Raw genomic sequence first — 18,521 nt, 5'->3', positions numbered from 1 at the left:
CTACCGCAGCGGTGACGCGGCACTGGACTGGGCCCTGGCCCTGGCCCATCCCATGGCCTTTCACGCCATTCAGGGCGGCTTTGCGGACCGGCAGCTCAACGGCGCCGACTCCGCACTGACCACCCAGCTGCGCCCCATGGTGCTGCACCACCTGGGCCTGCGCACCGACCTGGACGATGCCCAGATCGCACGCCAGTTGCCCGATGGCCTGCGCCAGCGCTGGTTCACGCTGGACCTGCAGCGCCTGCAGGCCGGTGACGATCCCCATGCCGCCATGGCCTTTGCCTGCGCGCGCGTGGCCTTCCATGTGCGCTGCGCCTGGCTGCTGGGCTGGGTGGACGAGGCCCTGCACCAGCAGATCCTGCACCTGAACGCATGCCGCGCGCGGGATTGCTTTGACAGCTGGCAGGCCTTCGGCCAGGCCTACGCACGCGGCCGCAGCCAGTGGCTGGCCCGTGGCCGCGCCGACGTGCTGGGGCGCAGCGTGACGCCTGAGCAAGTGCAGCAGTGGGTGGCCGATCCGCGCCACCCCTGGCATGCCATGCCCTGGCAGCAGCAGGCCGTCCGGTGACTGCCGCCAGGCGGGTGCGCCGCCTGTACTGCCTACCCTGCCCGGTGCTCAGCCTTCGCCATGCACCTTGGCGAAGGTGAGGATCACCTCCCGCACCACCTGGCGCTGAGGCGCGGGCAGCTTCAGAAAGGCATCGAAGGTTTCGCGTTCGAGATAGCCCACGCCCGGCTCCTGGCATTCGAGCGGCGACGGCAGGGACCGCTGGGCTGATTCGCCATAGCGCAACACATCGGGCTCGACCTCGAGCAAACCCGCCAGCAGCACCAGCTTGTCCTGCTCGGGAACGGCCTCGCCGTTCAGCCAGCGCGAGACCGCCTGGAAGGAGATCGGCGGCCCCCAGTAACTGGAATTGAACAGCTTCAGAAGCACGCTGGGCCGGGGCTCCAGTCCCGCAGCCTCGATGGCCTGGCGCAGGCGCAGTGCGAATTCGAGCTTGTTACGCATTCCGACACCCTGGATTTCCCTGGAATCTTGATTGACTCATCGATTGAAGACCCGGCTCAAACCCGTCGCCCGGCCAGCGTTCAGGCGAAGATGCTGCGCGCCTCGGTGAAGCGCTTGGCGAAATAGGTGTTGTCCATGCGCACGCGCTGCACCGTGCCGCCGCTGGACGGTGCATGCACGAACTGGCCGTTGCCGACAAAGATGCCCATGTGCGAATAGCGCGCGCCCAGGGTGTTGAAGAACACGAAGTCGCCGCGCTGCAGGCTGCGGCTGCCCACGGGATTGCTGAACTGCGCCCACTGCGCCGTGGTGCGCGGCAGGCGGTTTTCGGTGATGCCGCCCACGGCCCACTGGATCAGGCCGCTGCAGTCGAAACCGCCTTCGGGCGAATTGCCGCCATAGGTATAGGGCGTGTTGACCACAAGCATGGTGCGCGCCAGCAGCGCCTCGCGCAATTCACCGTCCAGATTGAGCGCCTGCGGCGAAGGCACCGGCGCCGGGCCCGAGCCTTTGCGTGGTGCGGACGAGCAGCCAGCCAGCAGCACGGCGGCCGCCAGCAGACCCCAGTCACGGCGCGAGAGCCGCGCCCCGGTCACCGGAGACACCGCAAGGGAAGTCGAAACACCAGCCTTCATGGCGCTGCATGTTCTCACAAAGCCCTCGCGGCCAAAAGAAAAGCCGCAGGCTGCGCTGCGGCTTGGCGGGAAAGAGCACGCGGCCCGGCGGCTCAGGCGGTGCCCATCAGAACGGGAGCTTGGGCATGCCGCCGCCACCGCCCATCATCCCCTTCATGGCCTTCATGCCGCCCATGCGCTTCATCATCTTCATGAGGCCGCCGCCCTTCATCTTCTTCATCATCTCCTGCATCTGCTCGAACTCCTTGAGCAGGCGGTTGACTTCCTGGACCTGCACGCCCGCGCCATCGGCAATGCGCTTCTTGCGCGTGGCCTTGATGATCTCGGGCTTCTTGCGCTCCTTGGCAGTCATGGAGCAGATGATGCCTTCCTTGCGGCGGATCTCGCGCTCGGCCTTGTCCATGTCCACCTGGCCGGCCTTGGCCGTGAGCTGGGCCGGCAGCTTGTCCATGAGGTTGGACAGGCCGCCCATCTGCTTCATCTGCTGGATCTGGGCAAGGAAGTCGTTGAGGTCGAAGCCGTCGCCGCTCTTGACCTTCTCGGCCAGCTTCTGAGCGGCCTCCATGTCCACGCCCTTGGTGACCTGCTCGACCAGGGCCACGATGTCGCCCATGCCCAGCACGCGCTGCGCGTGGCGGTCGGCGTCGAAGACCTCCAGGCCGTCGATCTTCTCGGACACGCCGGCGAACTTGATGGGGGCACCCGTGATCTGCCGCACCGACAGCGCCGCGCCACCGCGCGAGTCGCCGTCGAGCTTGGTCAGCACGATGCCGGTCAGGGGCAGCGCTTCCTTGAAGGCCTTGGCCGTGTTGATCGCATCCTGGCCCTGCATGGCATCGACGACGAACAGGGTCTCGACCGGCTTGAGCGTGGCGTGCAGATCCTTGATCTCGGCCATCAGCAGCTCGTCGATGGCCAGGCGGCCGGCCGTATCGACCAGCAGAACGTCAAAGAAGTGGCGCTTGGCGTAGTCCAGCGCGGCCACGGCGATGTCGTGGGGTTTCTGGTCGGGCGTAGAGGGGAACCACTCGGCACCGGCCTGGGCGGTCACGGTCTTGAGCTGCTCGATGGCGGCGGGGCGGTACACGTCGCCCGACACGGTGAGCACCTTCTTCTTGCGCCGCTCGATCAGGTGCTTGGCCAGCTTGGCCGTGGTCGTGGTCTTGCCGGCGCCCTGCAGGCCGGCCATCAGGATGACGGCCGGTGGCTGGGCATTGAGATTGATATCGGCCACGCCCTCGCCCATGGTGGCGGCGAGTTCCTTGTTGACGATGGACACCAGCAGCTGGCCCGGCTGCAGCGAGCCCAGCACCTCCTGGCCCAGCGCCTTTTCCTTGACGCGCGCAACGAAGTCGCGCACCACGGGCAGGGCCACGTCGGCCTCGAGCAGGGCCATGCGCACTTCACGCAGCATGTCCTGCACGTTGGATTCGGTGATGCGGGCCTGGCCGCGCATCTCCTTGACGAGTCGCGAAAGTTTGTCGGTCAGAGCGGAGGCCATAAGCGGGGAGGAACTGGAGTCGTCGGAAAGGAAAAGGTGTGCTGCAGCGAGCCAGCCGGGGCCAGGTGGCCAAGTGGGGCCGGGTCGCGGCACGGACCCTGCAGATCCCGATGATTCTACCCGCTGCCCCTGCCGGGGTAAGTACCGGCCTTCCGTGCCCCACGGCAGGCACCGGCCAGCAGTAACATGCGCAATGTTTCCATAGTTTATGGCTATCACATTCCGCAATGCTGGCTTGCTACCGCCTGGGAGTCTTCATGCCTGATACGCCGTATCGCCAGTTCCTGGACCGTGTGTCCGACGGTTTTCTTCTGTTTGACGAGCAGGGCGGCCTGCTCGATGCCAATGCCCAGGCCTGCGCCAGCCTGGGCCATCACAAGGCCGCCATGCTGGGGCTGGGCATCATGGACCTATGGCTGGACCTGGATGGACGGCCGCGTGATTTCTGGCGGGACATGGTCGTGGACAGCCAGGCCCGTCTGCGAGGCCGGCTGATCCGCCGCGATGGCAGCAGCTTGCCCGCCGAGATCCATGTCCATTGCCTGTCACTGTCGGGCAGGCGGCTTTTCTTCACTACCTGGCACGACCTCAGCGAGCGCACCGGCCAGGACGAGCCGATCGGCCAGCCCAATGCGCAGCTTGAGCCGCACCTGCAAAACCGCACCTGGCCGTGGCAGGACTCGACGCGCCTGCTGGAGACCGTGATGCGCGAGACGCCCGACCTGGTCTTCGCCAAGGACTGGCAGGGCCGCTACACCTTCGCCAACCCCGCCACAGCGCGCTTTGCCGGGCGCGCGCCCGAAGACGTCGTGGGCAAGACCGACCAGGAGCTTTTCTCCGACAGCAGCTTCACCGACAGCGACCGCCGGGTGCTGGACAGCGATGCACCCGTGGTGATGGACGATCATCTGCTGGTCGACGGGCAGCGCCGCATCTTCCAGTCCACCAAGATTCCCTATCGCGATGCCGAGGGCCGGACCGTGGGCGTGCTGGGCATTGCGCGCGACATCACCCTCATGCGCCAGACCGAGTCCCAGCTGCAAAAAAGCTACGACGTGCTGCGCCAGGCCGAACAGCTGGCGCGCCTGGGCAGCTGGACATGGGAACTGGACACCGGGCACTTTCAGGCCTCGGAGATGATGTATGTGATGAACGGCCTGGACCCCCAGGGTCCGCCACTGACGCGCCAGGCCCTGCGCGCCATGCTCGGGCCGCAGGATCTTGCCCGGCTCACCGCTGCCGTGGATCTGTGCATCAGCACCGGCCAGTCCTACAGCATCGATGTGGTCCAGCGCTGCCCGGACGGCCGGCAGTTCGCTGCCCGCCTCATGGGCCGGGCCCTGCGCGACGAGCAAGGCCGCATCGTCGCGCTCAGCGGCACGCTGCAGGACCTGTCCGAACGCGAGGACGCACGCATGCGCCTCGAAGCCCTGGCCGACAACCTGCCCAGCGGCGCCATCTACCGCCTGGAAGGCGGCTTGACGCAACTGCGGCTCAGCTACATCAGCGCCGGCATAGAGAACCTGATCGGCGTGCCGGCCCACGCCATCATGGCCGATCGGCAGGTCTACCTGAATGCCATCCATCCCGAGGACCTGCCGCTCTACCAGGGGATGATGCAACGCTCGATCGATACGCTGCGGGTCTTCGATTGCCGCTTTCGCGTGATCAAGCCCGACGGAGAGATCCGCTGGCTGCGCTGCCGCTCGGCCCCCCGGCGCTGTCAGGAGGGCATGGTCTGGGACGGCATCATGCTGGACATCACCCGCGAGCGCGAGGCCGAGCAGGCGCTGCGGCAGGCCAAGGAAGCCGCCGAAGCGGCCGAACGCGCCAAATCGGATTTCCTGGCCATCATGAGCCACGAAATCCGCACACCCATGAATACCGTCATCGGCATGACGCGCCTGGTGCAGCAGACCGCGCTGACATCGCGCCAGCGCGGCTACCTGGAGAAGGTGGAGCGCTCGGCCAGCGCCCTGCTGGCCGTGATCAACGACATCCTCGATTTCTCCAAGATAGAGGCGGGCATGCTGGCGCTGGAGGAAGTGGACTTCGCCCTTGACGATGTGCTGGAGACCGTGACGGCCTCCACGGCGCTGCGCGCAGAGGAAAAGGGGTTGGAAGTGGTCTATGCGCTGGACCCGCACCTGCCGCCCCGTTTGCGCGGCGACCCAATGCGCCTGGGCCAGGTGCTGACCAACCTGGTCGGCAACGCCATCAAGTTCACCGAGCATGGCGAGGTGGTGATCTCCCTGCATCTGGAGCCGCCACCGGTGGACGCGCCTGCGGATGCCGATGCGGACACCACGGCAGCGCCCCTGCACCACCTGTGCGTGAGCGTGCGCGACACCGGCATAGGCCTGGATGCATCGCGGGCCGAGCGGCTGTTCCAGCCCTTCACCCAGGCCGACATCCAGACCACGCGCCGCCACGGCGGCACCGGCCTGGGCCTGGCCATCTGCCACAGGCTGGTGCAGCTCATGGGCGGCGAGATCGGCGTGTGCAGCCAGCCCGGCCAGGGCAGCGACTTCCGCTTCACGGCCAAGGTCCGGCTTGCCACGGATGCGCTGCTGGACGGCCACGACAACCTGGGCAGCACCGGCGTTCTCATCGTAGATGACAACGCCAGCGCGCGCGAGGCGCTGGCCACCATGGTGCGCAAACTGGGCATGCGCTGCGATACAGCGGCGGACGGCATGCAGGCGCTGGGAATGCTTCAAGAGGCCGCACGCCAGGAATCCCCCTATGGCCTGGCCCTGCTGGACTGGCGCATGCCCGGCATGGACGGACTGGAGCTGGCACGCCGCATGCGCGAGCGACAGGACCTGGTCAAGACCCCGGCTGCGCTCATGGTCACGGCCTTCGGGCGCGACGAAGTGCAGCTGCGTGCCGCGCAGTTTGGCCTTCGGGGCCTGCGGGGCCTGCTGATCAAGCCCCTGACCGCATCGGCACTGAGGTCCTGCATCCGTGAGGCGCTGCGGGACCCCGAATCGACCCAGCCTGAAGACCCGGCGGCCGGCCCGTCGCCACAGCAGCGCTACCCGGGCCTGCCTGGGCGCAGGGTGCTGGTGGTGGATGACAACGTGCTCAACCGCGAGGTGGCCACCGAACTGCTGGAGCAGGCAGGCATATCAGTACAGACTGCGCAAGACGGTCTGCAGGCGCTGCAGCTGCTCGACAGCCAGCCTTTCGATGCCGTGCTCATGGACGTGCACATGCCCGGCATGGACGGCCTCAGTGCCACGCGCGCCCTGCGCACGCGCAGCGCGCTGCGGCATCTTCCGGTGATCGCGCTGACTGCACAGGCCTATGTCGAGGAGCGCGCCCGGATCGAGGCCGCAGGCATGAATGCCCATCTGACCAAACCCGTTGACGATGTGCTGCTGTACGAGACGCTGCAGCGCTGCCTGCGCGCAGCCCCCCCGACAACGGCAGCGCCTGCGCCGGCCCCGCCCTTCAAGCCCACGCCGCCAACCCCTGCCCCGGCCTGGGATCCTGTGCAGCTGCGGCAACGCCTTGCCAGCCAATCGCCGCGCATGCTGCATGCGATCGAAGGCTTTGCCCAGGACTTTGCCGATGCGCCGCAACAGCTGCGCCGCGCCGCGCGCAGCGGCAACTGGGCAACCGTGGCGTCGTTGGCGCATACCTTCAAGGGCAGCCTGGGCTACCTGGGCGCGAACCTGCTGGAGCAATGGTCGGCCATGGCCGAGACCGGCGCGCATGCCTGCATGTCAGGCGACGGCAATGGCGGGAATGCCCGGCCCAGCGGTGATCTGCCATCCCTGGTGCAGGCGCTGGCCGATGGGCTGCAGGGCCTGCTGGCGGAAATCGCCGTGCGGTCCAGGCAGGCGGCCTTGCCACCCCTGGTCACGGTGTCCAGCGCTGCGCCGCCGCCGCAGCGGCAGCCGATGACCGCAGAGGAAGTCTCATCCACGCTGGCTCGGCTGCGGCTGCAGATTGCCGACAGCGACTATGCCGCCGTGGCCGAACTGGAACGGCTGCGGCCCCTGGTCAGCGGGCGCCATGCGTCCGTGCTGCAGCGCATCCAGCGCTGCACCGAGTCCCTGGAAACCGAGGCGGCGCTGCAGGCGCTCGATCAGCTGGCGCGGAGCATGGCCGCGAACCGGATGGCCCTACAGGGAGCTGCAGATGCTTGACGCCCTGACCGGGTCGGAGCTGCCCACGGTCCTCATCGTGGACGACGAGCGGCTGAACCGCAGCATGCTGGCCGAGCTGCTGAGCCCCCACTACCGAGTGCTGCTGGCCAAGGACGGCCCTGGCGCCCTGGTGATCGCCCACCGCGAAGCCCACCGCCTGCAGCTGATCCTTCTGGACCTGGCCATGCCCGGCATGAACGGCTACGAGGTGCTGGGTGCGCTGCGCGCGCAGGAGCGCACCGCCCATATCGCCGTCATCTTCATCACCGGACAGAGCAATGCCGAGGCCGAGGAATACGGCCTGCGCCTGGGCGCGGCCGACTATGTCTCCAAGCCCATACGCCCCGCCGTGGTCGAGGTGCGCGTACGCAACCAGATACGGCTGGCCCTGCAGCGCCAGGCCCTGGAACGCCTGGCCATGGTGGACGGGCTGACCGGCCTGGCCAACCGGCGCCACTTCGACGACGTGCTGGAGCGCGCCTACCGCCGCAGCCTGCGCACCGGCGAGCCCGTGGGCCTGGCTCTCATTGATATAGACCACTTCAAGCAATACAACGACTGCTATGGCCATCTGCAGGGGGACGAGGCGCTCAAGGCCGTGGCTGCCGCGCTGCAGCGCCATGCGCGCCGGCCCTACGACCTGGCCGCGCGCTTTGGCGGCGAGGAATTCGCGCTCATCCTCCCCGGCGAAAGCGACGCCCCGGCCATGGCCGAACATTTCCGCCAGGAAGTGCTGCGCCTGTCCATCGCCCACGCCGCCTCTCCCACGGCGCCGCAGCTCACCGTCAGCTGCGGCGTACTCACCGTGCGGCAGCCGTCTGCCGCGCCTTTGGAAACCTGGCTGCAGAAGGCGGACGGCCTGCTCTACCAGGCCAAGGCCCAGGGGCGCAATCGCATCGAGGCAGCCGTGGAGCCCTGAAAATGCGCGCCGAACCACGGCATGGCACCCGGATTCTGAGCCTGCACAACCGGCGGCGGGAAAGCCACAGCTATCATTGAAAGATGCTCTCCGTCCCCCTGATTTCCGCCAACGTATCGCCCCTGGGCTGGATGCTGGCGCTTGCCGCAGCCGTGGCCTATGCCGTGCCAGCCGCCGGCGCCCGACGCATCAGCCAGGCCGGCGCCCGCATTGCACTGCGCCTGGCCTGGGTGCTCCACGCCCTGGCCCTGGCCTGGGGCCTGCTCGGGGAGCAGCCTCATTTCGGCTTCGCACCGGCCCTGTCCATGACGGCCTGGCTGGTGCTCACCGTCTATGGCGTCGAGCAGCAGCTGTTCCCAAAGATGCGCGCGCAGCTGGCGCTGTCCGCGCTGGGCACGGCCGCCGTGCTCATGGCCGCGCTGTTTCCGGGAACGCCCCTGCATGTCAACGCCTCGCCCTGGCTGCCGCTGCACCTGGCACTGGGCATTGCCTCCTACGGACTGTTCGCGGCCGCCGTGGTCCACGCCTCGCTGATGACACGCGCCGAGCAGCACATGCGGCTGGGCGGCGGTGGCCATGACAGCGGCCTGCCGCTTCTCACGCTGGAGCGCCTGACCTTCCGCTTCGTGTCCGCAGGCTTTGTGCTGCTCACGGCCACGCTGGCCGCAGGCTGGCTGTTCGGCGAGCAGCTCTACGGCAAGGCCTGGGTCTGGAACCACAAGTCTGTGTTCTCGCTGCTGTCGTGGCTGACCTTTGCCGTGCTGCTGATCGGCCGTGCGCGCTTTGGCTGGCGTGGCCGCAGCGCCGTGCGCATGCTCTATGCAGGCGCCCTGCTGCTGCTGCTGGCCTATGCGGGATCGCGCTTCGTCATGGAAGTGCTGCTGGAGCGCACCACATGAAGTACCTGCTGGTCCTGATCGTCATCATCGTGGCTGTCGGCATCTGGCGCAGCCAGCGCCGTGCCGAGGCCCGCGAGCGGCGCCACGCCGCTGCGCCACGCAACCCGGCCAACCCGGCCAACCCGGCCAATGCGCCGCTGGCGGCTCCACAGGACATGGTCGAGTGCGCGCACTGCGGCCTGCACCTGCCGCGCAGCGAGGCCATCGAGGCAGCCGGCCGCAGCTACTGCAGCGCAGAGCACCGCACCCTGGCGCAACGGCGCTGAGCATGCAGGACGCGGCCCCCCCCCAGCCACCCACCATCGACGAGGCCGCGGCGCAGTCGCCGCACGACGCCAACGCCCCCTTTGTCCGGCTATGGCAGGGCTTCCTGACCGGCCGCGTGCTCATCGCCACTGCGCTTTTGCTGCTGCAGCTGGCGCTGCTCAGCGTGCAGCCCGGCGGCAATTCCCTGGTCTGGCTGGTCTGCCTGGGCTACCTGGGGCTGACGCTGCTGCTGCGGCTGACGGCACGCGCCCAGCCGCCATCGCCCCGCGCCGGCGTGCACTGGCTGCCCGTGATCGGCGTGGACATCGCGGTCATCTGCCTGCTGCAGATGCTGCAGACCGGGCCGCTGAACTACTCGGCCCTGCTGGCCATTCCCATCCTGATCTCGGCCGTGCTGGGCAATCTGACGCTGGCCCTGGCCACCACGGCCAGCGTCACGCTGCTGACCCTGGGCTGGGTGGCATGGCAGGACGTGGCTGGCCGCATAGAAAGCACCCAGGCCTACTACCAGGCCAGCTTTGCCTGCGCAGGCTATTTCGCGGTGGCCTATCTGACGCACGAACTGGCACGCCGCGTGCGGCGCGAGCGCCACCTGGCCCAGCACAGCAGCCGCAAGGCCCAGACGCAGGAACAGGTCAATGCCCTGGTGATCCGCCACCTGGGCGAAGGCGTGCTGGTGGTCGATCCCCAGTTCCGCGTGCAGCAGGCCAACCCGGCCGCGCTGCACCTGCTGGGGCTGGCCGACGCGCATGCCCTGCCCTTCGCCCTCAAGGAGCATTCCGGCTGGCAGCGGCTGCAGGACGCCGTGGCCCAGAGCTTTGCCCAGAACCTGCCCATCTCGGCCGCCATCCATCTGCAGTCCATCGGCCAGGAAGGCATGACGGGCCTGCACCTGCGCACCTGGCTGACCGAGGTCGCCACCCCATCCGACGCCGCCGACGCGACCGAGCCCGCACTGCTGCAGCAGCTGTGCGTGGTCTTTCTGCATGATCTGCGCGAGATGGAGGCGCGGCTGCGCACGGAGAAGCTGGCCTCCATGGGCCGCATGTCGGCCGCCGTGGCCCACGAGATCCGCAATCCGCTGGCCGCCATCACCCAGGCCAATGCCCTGCTGGCCGAGGATCTGGCGCAGGATCCGGCCCAGCAGCAGCTGTGCCGCATCGTGGGCCAGAATGCCGAGCGCCTGGCACGCATCGTCGAGGACGTACTCAACATCGCCCGGGCCCAGCAGCACATTGGCGAGGCGCATGCCGGTCTGCTGGCCCTGGACCAGCATGTGGCCCAGGTTTGCCAGGAATGGCAGGCCCAGGGCCAGCCCGCGCACAGCATCCAGCTCCTGCTGGACGCCAGGGACAAGACCGTGGTGTTCGATGGCGAGCATCTGCGCCGCATCCTGGTGAACCTGCTGGACAACGCCCGGCGCTACCGCAGCAACGCCCACGAGCCACACACGCTGCAGGTGCTGACCGGCGCGCCGGCCGGCGGCCAGATCTGGCTACAGGTCTGGAGCGACGGCGCCGCGCTGGAGCCCACGGTGCAACGCCATCTGTTCGAGCCTTTCTTCTCTTCGGAAAGCCGCTCCAGCGGCCTGGGCCTGTATATCTGCCGCGAGCTGTGCCAGCGCTACGATGCCAGCATCAGCTACCAGCGGCTGTCGCGGCCCACGCCGCACGGCCCTGTCGAGGGCAATGCCTTCAGCATCGTGTTCCGTGCCGGCCCGGCCTCGGCCCTGCCGGCCTCCCTGTTTGATCAGATTGTGGTGTGATGCCTTTGAACTCCCTGCCCGCTGCCGCATCGATCCTTGTCGTAGACGACGAGCCGGATCTGCGCACCCTCTATGAACTGACCCTTCTGCGCGAAGGCTACCGCGTGGAAACCGCCGCCAGCGTGGGCGAGGCGCGCGAGCAACTGCAGACCCAGCGCTTCGACGTGGTCATCACCGACATGCGCCTGCCCGACGGCATGGGCATGGAGCTGCTGCAGGACCTGCGCAGCCAGCAGCGGCGCGAGCGCTGCGTGGTCATGACGGCCTACGGCTCCGCCGAGAACGCCGTCGAGGCCCTGCGCTCAGGCGCCTTCGACTACCTGACCAAGCCCGTGGACCTCAAGCAGTTCCGCCTGGTCGTGGCCTCGGCCGCCCAGGGCGTGGGCGGTGTGCCGGCCCCGGGCGTGATGCCGGCGCGCAGCCCTTCGGCCGCTCCCGCCGCCAGCCCGGTGCTCAACGGCAGCGGCGCACTGGACGCCATGGTCGGCGAGTCGCCCGCCATGCAGGCCGTCAAGCAGCGCATTGCCAAGGTGGCGCGCGGCATGGCGCCGGTGCTGGTGCATGGCGAGTCGGGCACGGGCAAGGAGCTGGTGGCCCGCGCGCTGCATGCCTGCAGCCAGCGCGCCCATGGCCCCATGGTGGCCGTGAACTGCGGCGCCATTCCCGAAAACCTGCTGGAGGCCGAGTTCTTCGGCGCGCGCAAGGGCTCCTATACCGGCGCCACCCAGGACCGCGACGGCTACTTCCAGGCTGCGCGCGGCGGCACCTTGTTTCTGGACGAGATCGGCGACCTGCCCCTGGCCATGCAGGCCAAGCTGCTGCGCGCCATCCAGGAGCGCCGCGTGCGCCCCCTGGGCTCCGCACAGGAGGAAGCGGCCGATGTACGCATCGTCAGCGCCACCCACCGCGACCTGGCTGCCGATGTGCAGCAGGGGCGCTTCCGGCAGGACCTGTACTACCGCCTCAATGTCATCGAGGTACTGCTGCCCCCGCTGCGCGAACGCCGCGAAGACCTGCCCGCCCTGTGCCGCGCCCTGCTGGCACGGCTGTCGCAGGAATCCGGCCTGCCCATGCCCGAGATCGACGAGCTTTCAGTGCAGCAGATCGCCCGCCTGCCCCTGCCCGGCAATGTGCGTGAACTGGAGAACCTGCTGCACCGCGCCATCACGCTGGGCGAGGACGGACCGCTGCGCATAGATCCCGAGATGCAGCTGCCCTGCGGCACGCCGCCAGCCCCGCCCGTACCGCCTGCATCCGCCTCGCCCTCTCCTTCGCTCTCGCCTTCGCGCCCCGTGCCGCCAGGCGGCCCGCTATCGCCAGAGCCAGCCGATGCCGACCTGCCCCGTGACCTGCAGGCTTGGCTGGACGAGCGCGAGCGCGGCATCCTGGTGCAGGCGCTGCAGGAAAACGGCTTCAACCGCACGGCCACCGCCGCGCGCCTGGGCCTGAGCCTGCGCCAGATCCGCTACCGCATCGACCGGCTGAACATCGCCCTGCCCGGCGATGCCAGCGCCGAGGCGGACGGAGGCGGCCATGGCGAGTCCTGATCCGCAGGCGCAAGCCACCCAGGCCCCGGCCTGGACCTGGCAAGGCGGCTGGCTGCAGCAGGCCCGCCACCTGCCCTCGCCCAACTTTGGCGAGCGCCCGGCCCAGGCGCTGGTCGATCTGGTCGTCGTGCACTCCATCAGCCTGCCCCCCGGCGAGTACGGCACGGGTGCGGTCCAGCAACTGTTCACCAACCAGCTCGACTGGGACGCCCACCCTTACTACCAGGGGATACGCGGCCTGGAGGTGTCGGCGCATTTCTTCATCACGCGCCAGGGCGAGGTCTGGCAGTTTGTGGACTGCGATGCGCGCGCCTGGCATGCAGGCGCTTCCTGCTGGCGGGGCCGCGACCGCTGCAACGACGACTCCATCGGCATAGAACTCGAAGGCCTGGAGGGCCTGCGGTTCGAGCCGGCCCAGTACGCGGCGCTCGATGCCCTGTGCAACGCCATCGCGGCGCGCTACCCCGTGGCCCATCTCGCAGGCCATGAGCACATCGCGCCGGGCCGCAAATACGATCCGGGCGCAGGCTTCGACTGGCACCGGCTGCGCGGGCTGCTGGCCCATCACCCTGCCACGGCCAACTGGCAGCTGCCGCCGGGCTCGGGCCAGCCCTCCACGTAAGCGCACACCCTCATCGCAGGCACCGCCAGATCTTGCGCAAAACCCCGCTTGTCCACAGGCAGAGGACAAAGGGTCTGTCAATCCAGAAAGCAACCGATGTGGCGCGCCCGGCGCACGCAGCGGCTGCCTGATCATTTTTTACAAATTCACGCATGTGTCGCAGCCCCACTGTCCATGGGGCTTTCAGCGGTCCGACCGGCGCAGGGCCAAGGCTGCAGCGGCTTGCGGCGGACCATCGCCCGCAAGCCACGGCGCAGCGGGCCTTTGCTGCTATTGGCTTGTAGGTTGCGCACCCGTTTGGCGCAGCGCAAACAGCGGTTTTCCGGCTGTGAGTACCCCGTGTACATGAGACGGCGATACACTACAGGTAGTGCCCAGAAGCACGCTGGACACCATATCTAGTGTTCACAAGCTGTGCACACCCTGTGAAAACGGTGTGTACATCCGACCCCGATTCCATCTCCCAGCAAGCCTGCCCCAAGTGCAGGTCCGCGTCCGTTCTATCCACAAACACCCGTTGAGGAAACTCATGCAAGAAGCACTGAATTCTTTGGCTCCCGCTGCGCACGGTGATGCTGCCAATCCTTCCTCCGCCCATCACCTGTCCGTGCAGGACGGCTACCAGATCATCCGCCGCAGCGGCGATGTGGTGCCCTTCACGCCACAAAAGATCGCCGTCGCGCTGACCAAGGCCTTCCTGGCCGTGCGCGGTGCCCAGGGCGCGGCCTCCGCCAGCGTGCGCGAGACCGTGGACGAGCTGACCCAGGCCGTGGTTCGCGCACTGCTGCGCTCGCGTCCCGGCGGCGGCACCTTCCATATTGAAGATGTGCAGGACCAGGTCGAACTGGGCCTGATGCGCGGCGGCCACCACGACGTGGCACGCGCCTACGTGCTGTACCGTGACCGCCGCAACCAGGAACGTGCCGAGCAAAAGAAGGCCGCCGAGGCCGCAGCGGCTGCCGCCGCCGCACCGGCGCCCGTGCTGCATGTGACCGACAACGGCCAGCGCGTGCCGCTGGACCAGGCCCGCCTGCTGGCGCTGATCGAGGCGTCCTGCCGCAACCTCAACGCCGATATCCAGGCCGCCCCCATCGTCGCCGAGACGCTGCGCAACCTGTACGACGGCGTGCCGATCGAAGAAGTCTTCAAGGCCTCCATCCTGGCCGCTCGCACGCTGATCGAGAAAGACCCCGACTACACCTACGTCACCGCCCGCCTGCTGCTGCACACGATCGTGCGCGAGGTCATGGGCCGTGACGTGCATCCGGCCGACATCCAGGCGGCCTACGCAGAGTACTTCCCCGGCTTCATCCGCAAGGGCGTGGACAACGAGCTGCTCAACCCCGAGCTGCTGAACTACGACCTGCCCCGCCTGGCTGCCGCCATCAAGGCCGAGCGCGACGAGCAGTTCGACTACCTGGGCCTGCAGACCCTGTACGACCGCTACTTCCTGCACGTGCGCAAGACGCGCATCGAGCTGCCCCAGTCCTTCTTCATGCGCGTGGCCATGGGCCTGGCGCTGCAGGAAGAGGACCGCAATGCACGCGCCATCGAGTTCTACGAGCTGCTGTCGTCCTTCGACTTCATGAGCAGCACGCCCACGCTGTTCAACAGCGGCACGCTGCGCTCGCAGCTGTCTTCCTGCTACCTGACCACGGTGCCCGACGATCTGGACGGCATCTATGAGTCCATCAAGGAAAACGCCCTGCTGTCCAAGTTCGCCGGCGGCCTGGGCAACGACTGGACGCGCGTGCGCGCCCTGGGTTCGCGCATCAAGGGCACGAACGGCGAGTCGCAGGGCGTGGTGCCCTTCCTCAAGGTGGTCAACGACACGGCCGTGGCCGTGAACCAGGGCGGCAAGCGCAAGGGCGCCGTCTGCACCTACCTGGAGACCTGGCACCTGGACATCGAGGAATTCCTCGAACTGCGCAAGAACACCGGCGACGACCGCCGCCGCACGCACGACATGAACACGGCGAACTGGATTCCCGACCTGTTCATGAAGCGCGTCATGGAAAAGGGCCACTGGACCCTGTTCTCGCCCTCCGATGTCGGCGACCTGCACGACCTCTTCGGCGCCGCCTTCGAGCACGCCTACAAGGCCTACGAAACCAAGGCCGACAACGGCGAACTCAAGCTGTTCAAGCGCATCCCGGCCATGGACCTGTGGCGCAAGATGCTGTCCATGCTGTTCGAGACCGGCCACCCCTGGGTCACCTTCAAGGACCCCTGCAACGTGCGCTCGCCCCAGCAGCACGCCGGCGTGGTGCACTCGTCCAACCTGTGCACCGAGATCACGCTGAACACCAGCGACACCGAGACCGCCGTCTGCAACCTGGGCTCGGTCAACCTGGCGCGCCACATCGTCGATGGCGCCATCGACCACGGCAAGCTGCGCAAGACCATCACCACGGCCATGCGCATGCTGGACAACGTGATCGACATCAACTACTACGCCGTGCAGAAGGCCAAGGACTCCAACCTGCGCCACCGCCCGGTGGGCCTGGGCCTGATGGGCTTCCAGGATGCGCTCTATGAAATGCGCATCGCCTACGCCAGCGACGCGGCCGTCGAGTTCGCCGACCAGTCGATGGAAGCCATCTGCTACTACGCCTACTGGGCCTCCACCGAGCTGGCCAAGGAACGCGGCCAGTACTCCAGCTACAAGGGCTCGCTGTGGGACCAGGGCATCCTGCCGCTGGACACGCTGAACCTGCTGGAGAAGGCACGCGGCGGCTATGTGGAAGTGGACCGCTCCTCGCGCCTGGACTGGGATGCCCTGCGCGCCAAGATCGGCCAGCACGGCATGCGCAACTCCAACTGCGTGGCCATCGCGCCCACGGCGACCATCTCCAACATCGTCGGCGTCGATGCCTCCATCGAGCCCTCGTTCGGCAACCTGTCGGTCAAGTCCAACCTGTCCGGCGAGTTCACCGTCATCAACCAGTACCTGGTGCGTGACCTGAAGCGCCTGGGCCTGTGGGACGACGTGATGGTCATGGACCTCAAGCACTTCGACGGCTCGCTGCGCCCCATCGACCGCGTGCCCCAGGACGTCAAGAGCCTGTACGCCACCGCCTTCGAGGTCGAGCCCACCTGGCTGGTCGAGGCCGCTGCGCGCCGCCAGAAGTGGATCGACCAGGCCCAGAGCCTGAACATCTACATGGCCGGTGCATCGGGCAAGAAGCTGGACGACACCTACAAGCTGGCCTGGCTGCGCGGTCTGAAGACCACCTACTACCTGCGCACCACCAGCGCCACCAACATCGAGAAGTCCACGGTGCAAAGCCGCGTGCTCAACGCCGTGCCCTCGGCCGCCGCCGCACAGCCTGCCGCCGTGAACACCTCCAGCGCCCTGGAAGCCGCGGCAGCCGCCGCACGCGCCCAGGCACCGGCGACGGACATCAAGTTCTGCGCCATCGACGATCCCGGCTGCGAAGCCTGCCAGTGAGCCGCGCAGCGCGGGGCCTCGCCACGGCGCAGGCCCCGCGCCCTGCCCGCCAGCCAGCGCCATGCGCAGGATCTTCGCCATGGACCTTGGGCCTGCTCAACACGCCAGGCCACCCATGGTCCTACATTGACCGGAGCAGAAAGAGAGGACTCTTTCGCACCGAATGAACTGAACATATGCCCCAGGGCATGCCGGAGAAAATTGCAATGCTGACCTTTGACGACGACGCCACCCTCTCGAACACGCCCAGCGGCGCGGAGGCTGCGCCGAGTACCACACACAAGCGCGTGAATGCCGCCGACAAGCGCATCATCAATGCCAAGACCGACGTCAATCAGCTGGTGCCATTCAAGTACAAGTGGGCCTGGGAAAAGTACCTGGCCACCTGCGCCAACCACTGGATGCCGCAGGAAGTGAACATGAACCGCGACATCGCCCTGTGGAAGGACCCCAACGGCCTGACCGAGGACGAGCGCCGCATCATCAAGCGCAACCTGGGCTTCTTCGTGACGGCCGATTCGCTGGCCGCCAACAACATCGTGCTGGGCACCTACCGCCACATCACGGCGCCCGAGTGCCGCCAGTTCCTGCTGCGCCAGGCCTTCGAGGAAGCCATCCACACCCACGCCTACCAGTACATCGTGGAGTCGCTGGGCCTGGATGAGGGCGAGATCTTCAACGCCTATCTCGAAGTCCCCTCCATCCGCGACAAGGACGAATTCCTGATCCCCTTCATCGAAGCGATCATGGACCCCGCCTTCAAGACCGGCACCTTCGAAACCGACCAGACCCTGCTCAAGTCGCTGATCGTTTTCGCCTGCCTGATGGAGGGCCTGTTCTTCTACGTGGGCTTCACGCAGATCCTTGCACTGGGCCGCCAAAACAAGATGACCGGCGCCGCCGAGCAGTACCAATACATCCTGCGCGACGAGTCCATGCACTGCAACTTCGGCATCGACCTGATCAACCAGCTCAAGCTCGAAAATCCACAGCTGTGGACACCCGAATTCAAGGAAGAAATCACGGCGCTTTTCGTCAAGGCCGTCGAGCTGGAATACCGCTACGCAGAGGACACCATGCCGCGCGGCGTGCTCGGAATGAACGCATCGATGTTCAAGGGCTACCTGCGCTACATCGCCAACCGCCGCGCCACGCAGATCGGCCTTGAGGCCCTGTTCCCCAACGAGGAAAACCCGTTCCCCTGGATGAGCGAGATGATCGATTTGAAGAAGGAACGTAACTTCTTTGAGACACGCGTCATCGAGTATCAAACCGGCGGCGCACTTTCCTGGGATTAATCGCTTCTCTGCAGGCACAATGCGAACCATGACGCGCTTCACGCTTTTGCAATACCGATGGTGTTGCGGCGTGGGGCGTCTCCGTGTTCATTGCGATGCGTCACTCCACATCGCTTTGGATCGCTTCGGAGCCCCGTACCCCGAAGTGTTTTGTGCAAATCAACGAAGGAGAAGATGATGGCAACTGCGAAGAAGACGGCCTCCACCAAGGCCCCCACCGACAAGAAAACCACTGCCAAAAAGGCGGCTGCTCCCAAGGCTGAAACCGTGAAGAAAACCACGGCCACTGCCAAGGCAGCACCCGTCAAGAAGGCTGCTGCACCTGCTGTGAAGAAGGCTGCAGCTCCTGCTGCCAAGAAGGCTGCTGCTCCTGCTGCAAAGAAGGCTGCCGCTCCTGCCAAGAAGGCTGCTGCTCCTGCTGCGAAGAAGGCTGCCGCTCCTGCCA

14 protein-coding genes and 1 pseudogene are annotated in these 18,521 nt (G+C 67.1%); 10 read left to right on the top strand and 5 right to left on the bottom strand.

The genetic code is table 11. The features are described from left to right. Positions 1 to 95: 95 nt before the first annotated feature. On the bottom strand, positions 96 to 191 hold the full coding sequence (locus KDK82_RS33475; RefSeq protein WP_368731471.1) for an MYXO-CTERM sorting domain-containing protein: 96 nt from the start codon (positions 189 to 191) through the stop codon (positions 96 to 98). 5 nt (positions 192 to 196) lie between these two features. Here KDK82_RS33475 and KDK82_RS33470 point away from each other — a divergent pair, with 5 nt between their 5' ends. Beyond that, positions 197 to 571, top strand: a complete 375-nt coding sequence (locus tag KDK82_RS33470; RefSeq protein ID WP_368731470.1) for a DUF1266 domain-containing protein — start codon at positions 197 to 199, stop codon at positions 569 to 571. 48 nt (positions 572 to 619) lie between these two features. Here the strand turns inward: KDK82_RS33470 and KDK82_RS21340 are convergent, their stop codons facing one another. The 3 genes from KDK82_RS21340 to ffh all read right to left on the bottom strand — a co-directional run bounded on the left by KDK82_RS21340 (position 620) and on the right by ffh (position 3,151). Continuing rightward, on the bottom strand, positions 620 to 1,015 hold the full coding sequence (locus KDK82_RS21340; RefSeq protein WP_088166127.1) for a helix-turn-helix domain-containing protein: 396 nt from the start codon (positions 1,013 to 1,015) through the stop codon (positions 620 to 622). A gap of 80 nt (positions 1,016 to 1,095) precedes the next feature. Next, entirely contained in the window at positions 1,096 to 1,650 is a 555-nt protein-coding gene (locus tag KDK82_RS21335; protein ID WP_012203440.1) for a C40 family peptidase, read from the bottom strand. A gap of 106 nt (positions 1,651 to 1,756) precedes the next feature. Then, positions 1,757 to 3,151 carry a signal recognition particle protein gene (gene ffh / locus KDK82_RS21330; RefSeq protein ID WP_012203439.1) on the bottom strand — a complete coding sequence of 465 codons (1,395 nt, stop codon included), beginning with the start codon at positions 3,149 to 3,151 and terminating at the stop codon, positions 1,757 to 1,759. A gap of 257 nt (positions 3,152 to 3,408) precedes the next feature. On the opposite strand from ffh, the gene KDK82_RS21325 reads away from it, so the two are divergent. From KDK82_RS21325 to KDK82_RS21285, 9 genes are all read left to right on the top strand, one after another. Beyond that, a complete protein-coding gene (locus KDK82_RS21325; protein WP_088166353.1) occupies positions 3,409 to 7,308 on the top strand; it encodes a response regulator in 3,900 nt (1,299 codons plus the stop codon). Continuing rightward, positions 7,301 to 8,227, top strand: coding sequence for a diguanylate cyclase (locus tag KDK82_RS21320; protein WP_088166126.1), 927 nt, complete (start codon positions 7,301 to 7,303; stop codon positions 8,225 to 8,227). Before KDK82_RS21325 ends, KDK82_RS21320 begins: the two co-directional genes overlap by 8 nt. Positions 8,228 to 8,310: 83 nt before the next feature. Further along, positions 8,311 to 9,126, top strand: a complete 816-nt coding sequence (locus tag KDK82_RS21315; RefSeq protein WP_012203436.1) for an inner membrane protein YpjD — start codon at positions 8,311 to 8,313, stop codon at positions 9,124 to 9,126. Beyond that, positions 9,123 to 9,392: a PP0621 family protein gene (locus KDK82_RS21310; RefSeq protein WP_088166125.1), complete on the top strand. Its 270-nt coding sequence runs from the start codon at positions 9,123 to 9,125 to the stop codon at positions 9,390 to 9,392. The genes KDK82_RS21315 and KDK82_RS21310 overlap by 4 nt, the downstream gene beginning before the upstream one ends. A 2-nt stretch (positions 9,393 to 9,394) precedes the next feature. Beyond that, positions 9,395 to 11,158: a PAS domain-containing sensor histidine kinase gene (locus tag KDK82_RS21305; protein WP_088166124.1), complete on the top strand. Its 1,764-nt coding sequence runs from the start codon at positions 9,395 to 9,397 to the stop codon at positions 11,156 to 11,158. Then, positions 11,158 to 12,705: a sigma-54 dependent transcriptional regulator gene (locus KDK82_RS21300; RefSeq protein WP_088166123.1), complete on the top strand. Its 1,548-nt coding sequence runs from the start codon at positions 11,158 to 11,160 to the stop codon at positions 12,703 to 12,705. The genes KDK82_RS21305 and KDK82_RS21300 overlap by 1 nt, the downstream gene beginning before the upstream one ends. Then, entirely contained in the window at positions 12,692 to 13,327 is a 636-nt protein-coding gene (gene ampD, locus KDK82_RS21295; protein WP_088166122.1) for a 1,6-anhydro-N-acetylmuramyl-L-alanine amidase AmpD, read from the top strand. The genes KDK82_RS21300 and ampD overlap by 14 nt, the downstream gene beginning before the upstream one ends. Positions 13,328 to 13,856: 529 nt before the next feature. Then, positions 13,857 to 16,778 (top strand): ribonucleoside-diphosphate reductase subunit alpha, encoded by a 2,922-nt coding sequence (locus KDK82_RS21290; protein ID WP_034390517.1) that lies wholly within the window; start codon positions 13,857 to 13,859, stop codon positions 16,776 to 16,778. A gap of 206 nt (positions 16,779 to 16,984) precedes the next feature. Next, positions 16,985 to 18,076: a ribonucleotide-diphosphate reductase subunit beta gene (locus KDK82_RS21285; RefSeq protein WP_012203430.1), complete on the top strand. Its 1,092-nt coding sequence runs from the start codon at positions 16,985 to 16,987 to the stop codon at positions 18,074 to 18,076. A gap of 38 nt (positions 18,077 to 18,114) precedes the next feature. Here KDK82_RS21285 and KDK82_RS32865 read toward each other — a convergent pair. Continuing rightward, positions 18,115 to 18,521, bottom strand: a pseudogene (locus KDK82_RS32865) (hypothetical protein); the annotation flags it as partial.

Origin of the sequence: Delftia sp. K82, assembly GCF_002193035.1 — a bacterium.
Taxonomy (GTDB): Bacteria; Pseudomonadota; Gammaproteobacteria; order Burkholderiales; family Burkholderiaceae_C; genus Comamonas; species Comamonas acidovorans.
This window is presented reverse-complemented; position numbering and strand designations above follow the sequence as displayed.

Coding starts and splice junctions, on each gene's coding strand:
- KDK82_RS21340 (WP_088166127.1), bottom strand. CDS start 1,015: ATGCGTAACAAGCTCGAATTCGCACTGCGCCTGCGCCAGGCCATCGAG.
- KDK82_RS21335 (WP_012203440.1), bottom strand. CDS start 1,650: ATGAAGGCTGGTGTTTCGACTTCCCTTGCGGTGTCTCCGGTGACCGGG.
- ffh (WP_012203439.1), bottom strand. CDS start 3,151: ATGGCCTCCGCTCTGACCGACAAACTTTCGCGACTCGTCAAGGAGATG.
- KDK82_RS21325 (WP_088166353.1), top strand. CDS start 3,409: ATGCCTGATACGCCGTATCGCCAGTTCCTGGACCGTGTGTCCGACGGT.
- KDK82_RS21320 (WP_088166126.1), top strand. CDS start 7,301: ATGCTTGACGCCCTGACCGGGTCGGAGCTGCCCACGGTCCTCATCGTG.
- KDK82_RS21315 (WP_012203436.1), top strand. CDS start 8,311: ATGCTCTCCGTCCCCCTGATTTCCGCCAACGTATCGCCCCTGGGCTGG.
- KDK82_RS21310 (WP_088166125.1), top strand. CDS start 9,123: ATGAAGTACCTGCTGGTCCTGATCGTCATCATCGTGGCTGTCGGCATC.
- KDK82_RS21305 (WP_088166124.1), top strand. CDS start 9,395: ATGCAGGACGCGGCCCCCCCCCAGCCACCCACCATCGACGAGGCCGCG.
- KDK82_RS21300 (WP_088166123.1), top strand. CDS start 11,158: ATGCCTTTGAACTCCCTGCCCGCTGCCGCATCGATCCTTGTCGTAGAC.
- ampD (WP_088166122.1), top strand. CDS start 12,692: ATGGCGAGTCCTGATCCGCAGGCGCAAGCCACCCAGGCCCCGGCCTGG.
- KDK82_RS21290 (WP_034390517.1), top strand. CDS start 13,857: ATGCAAGAAGCACTGAATTCTTTGGCTCCCGCTGCGCACGGTGATGCT.
- KDK82_RS21285 (WP_012203430.1), top strand. CDS start 16,985: ATGCTGACCTTTGACGACGACGCCACCCTCTCGAACACGCCCAGCGGC.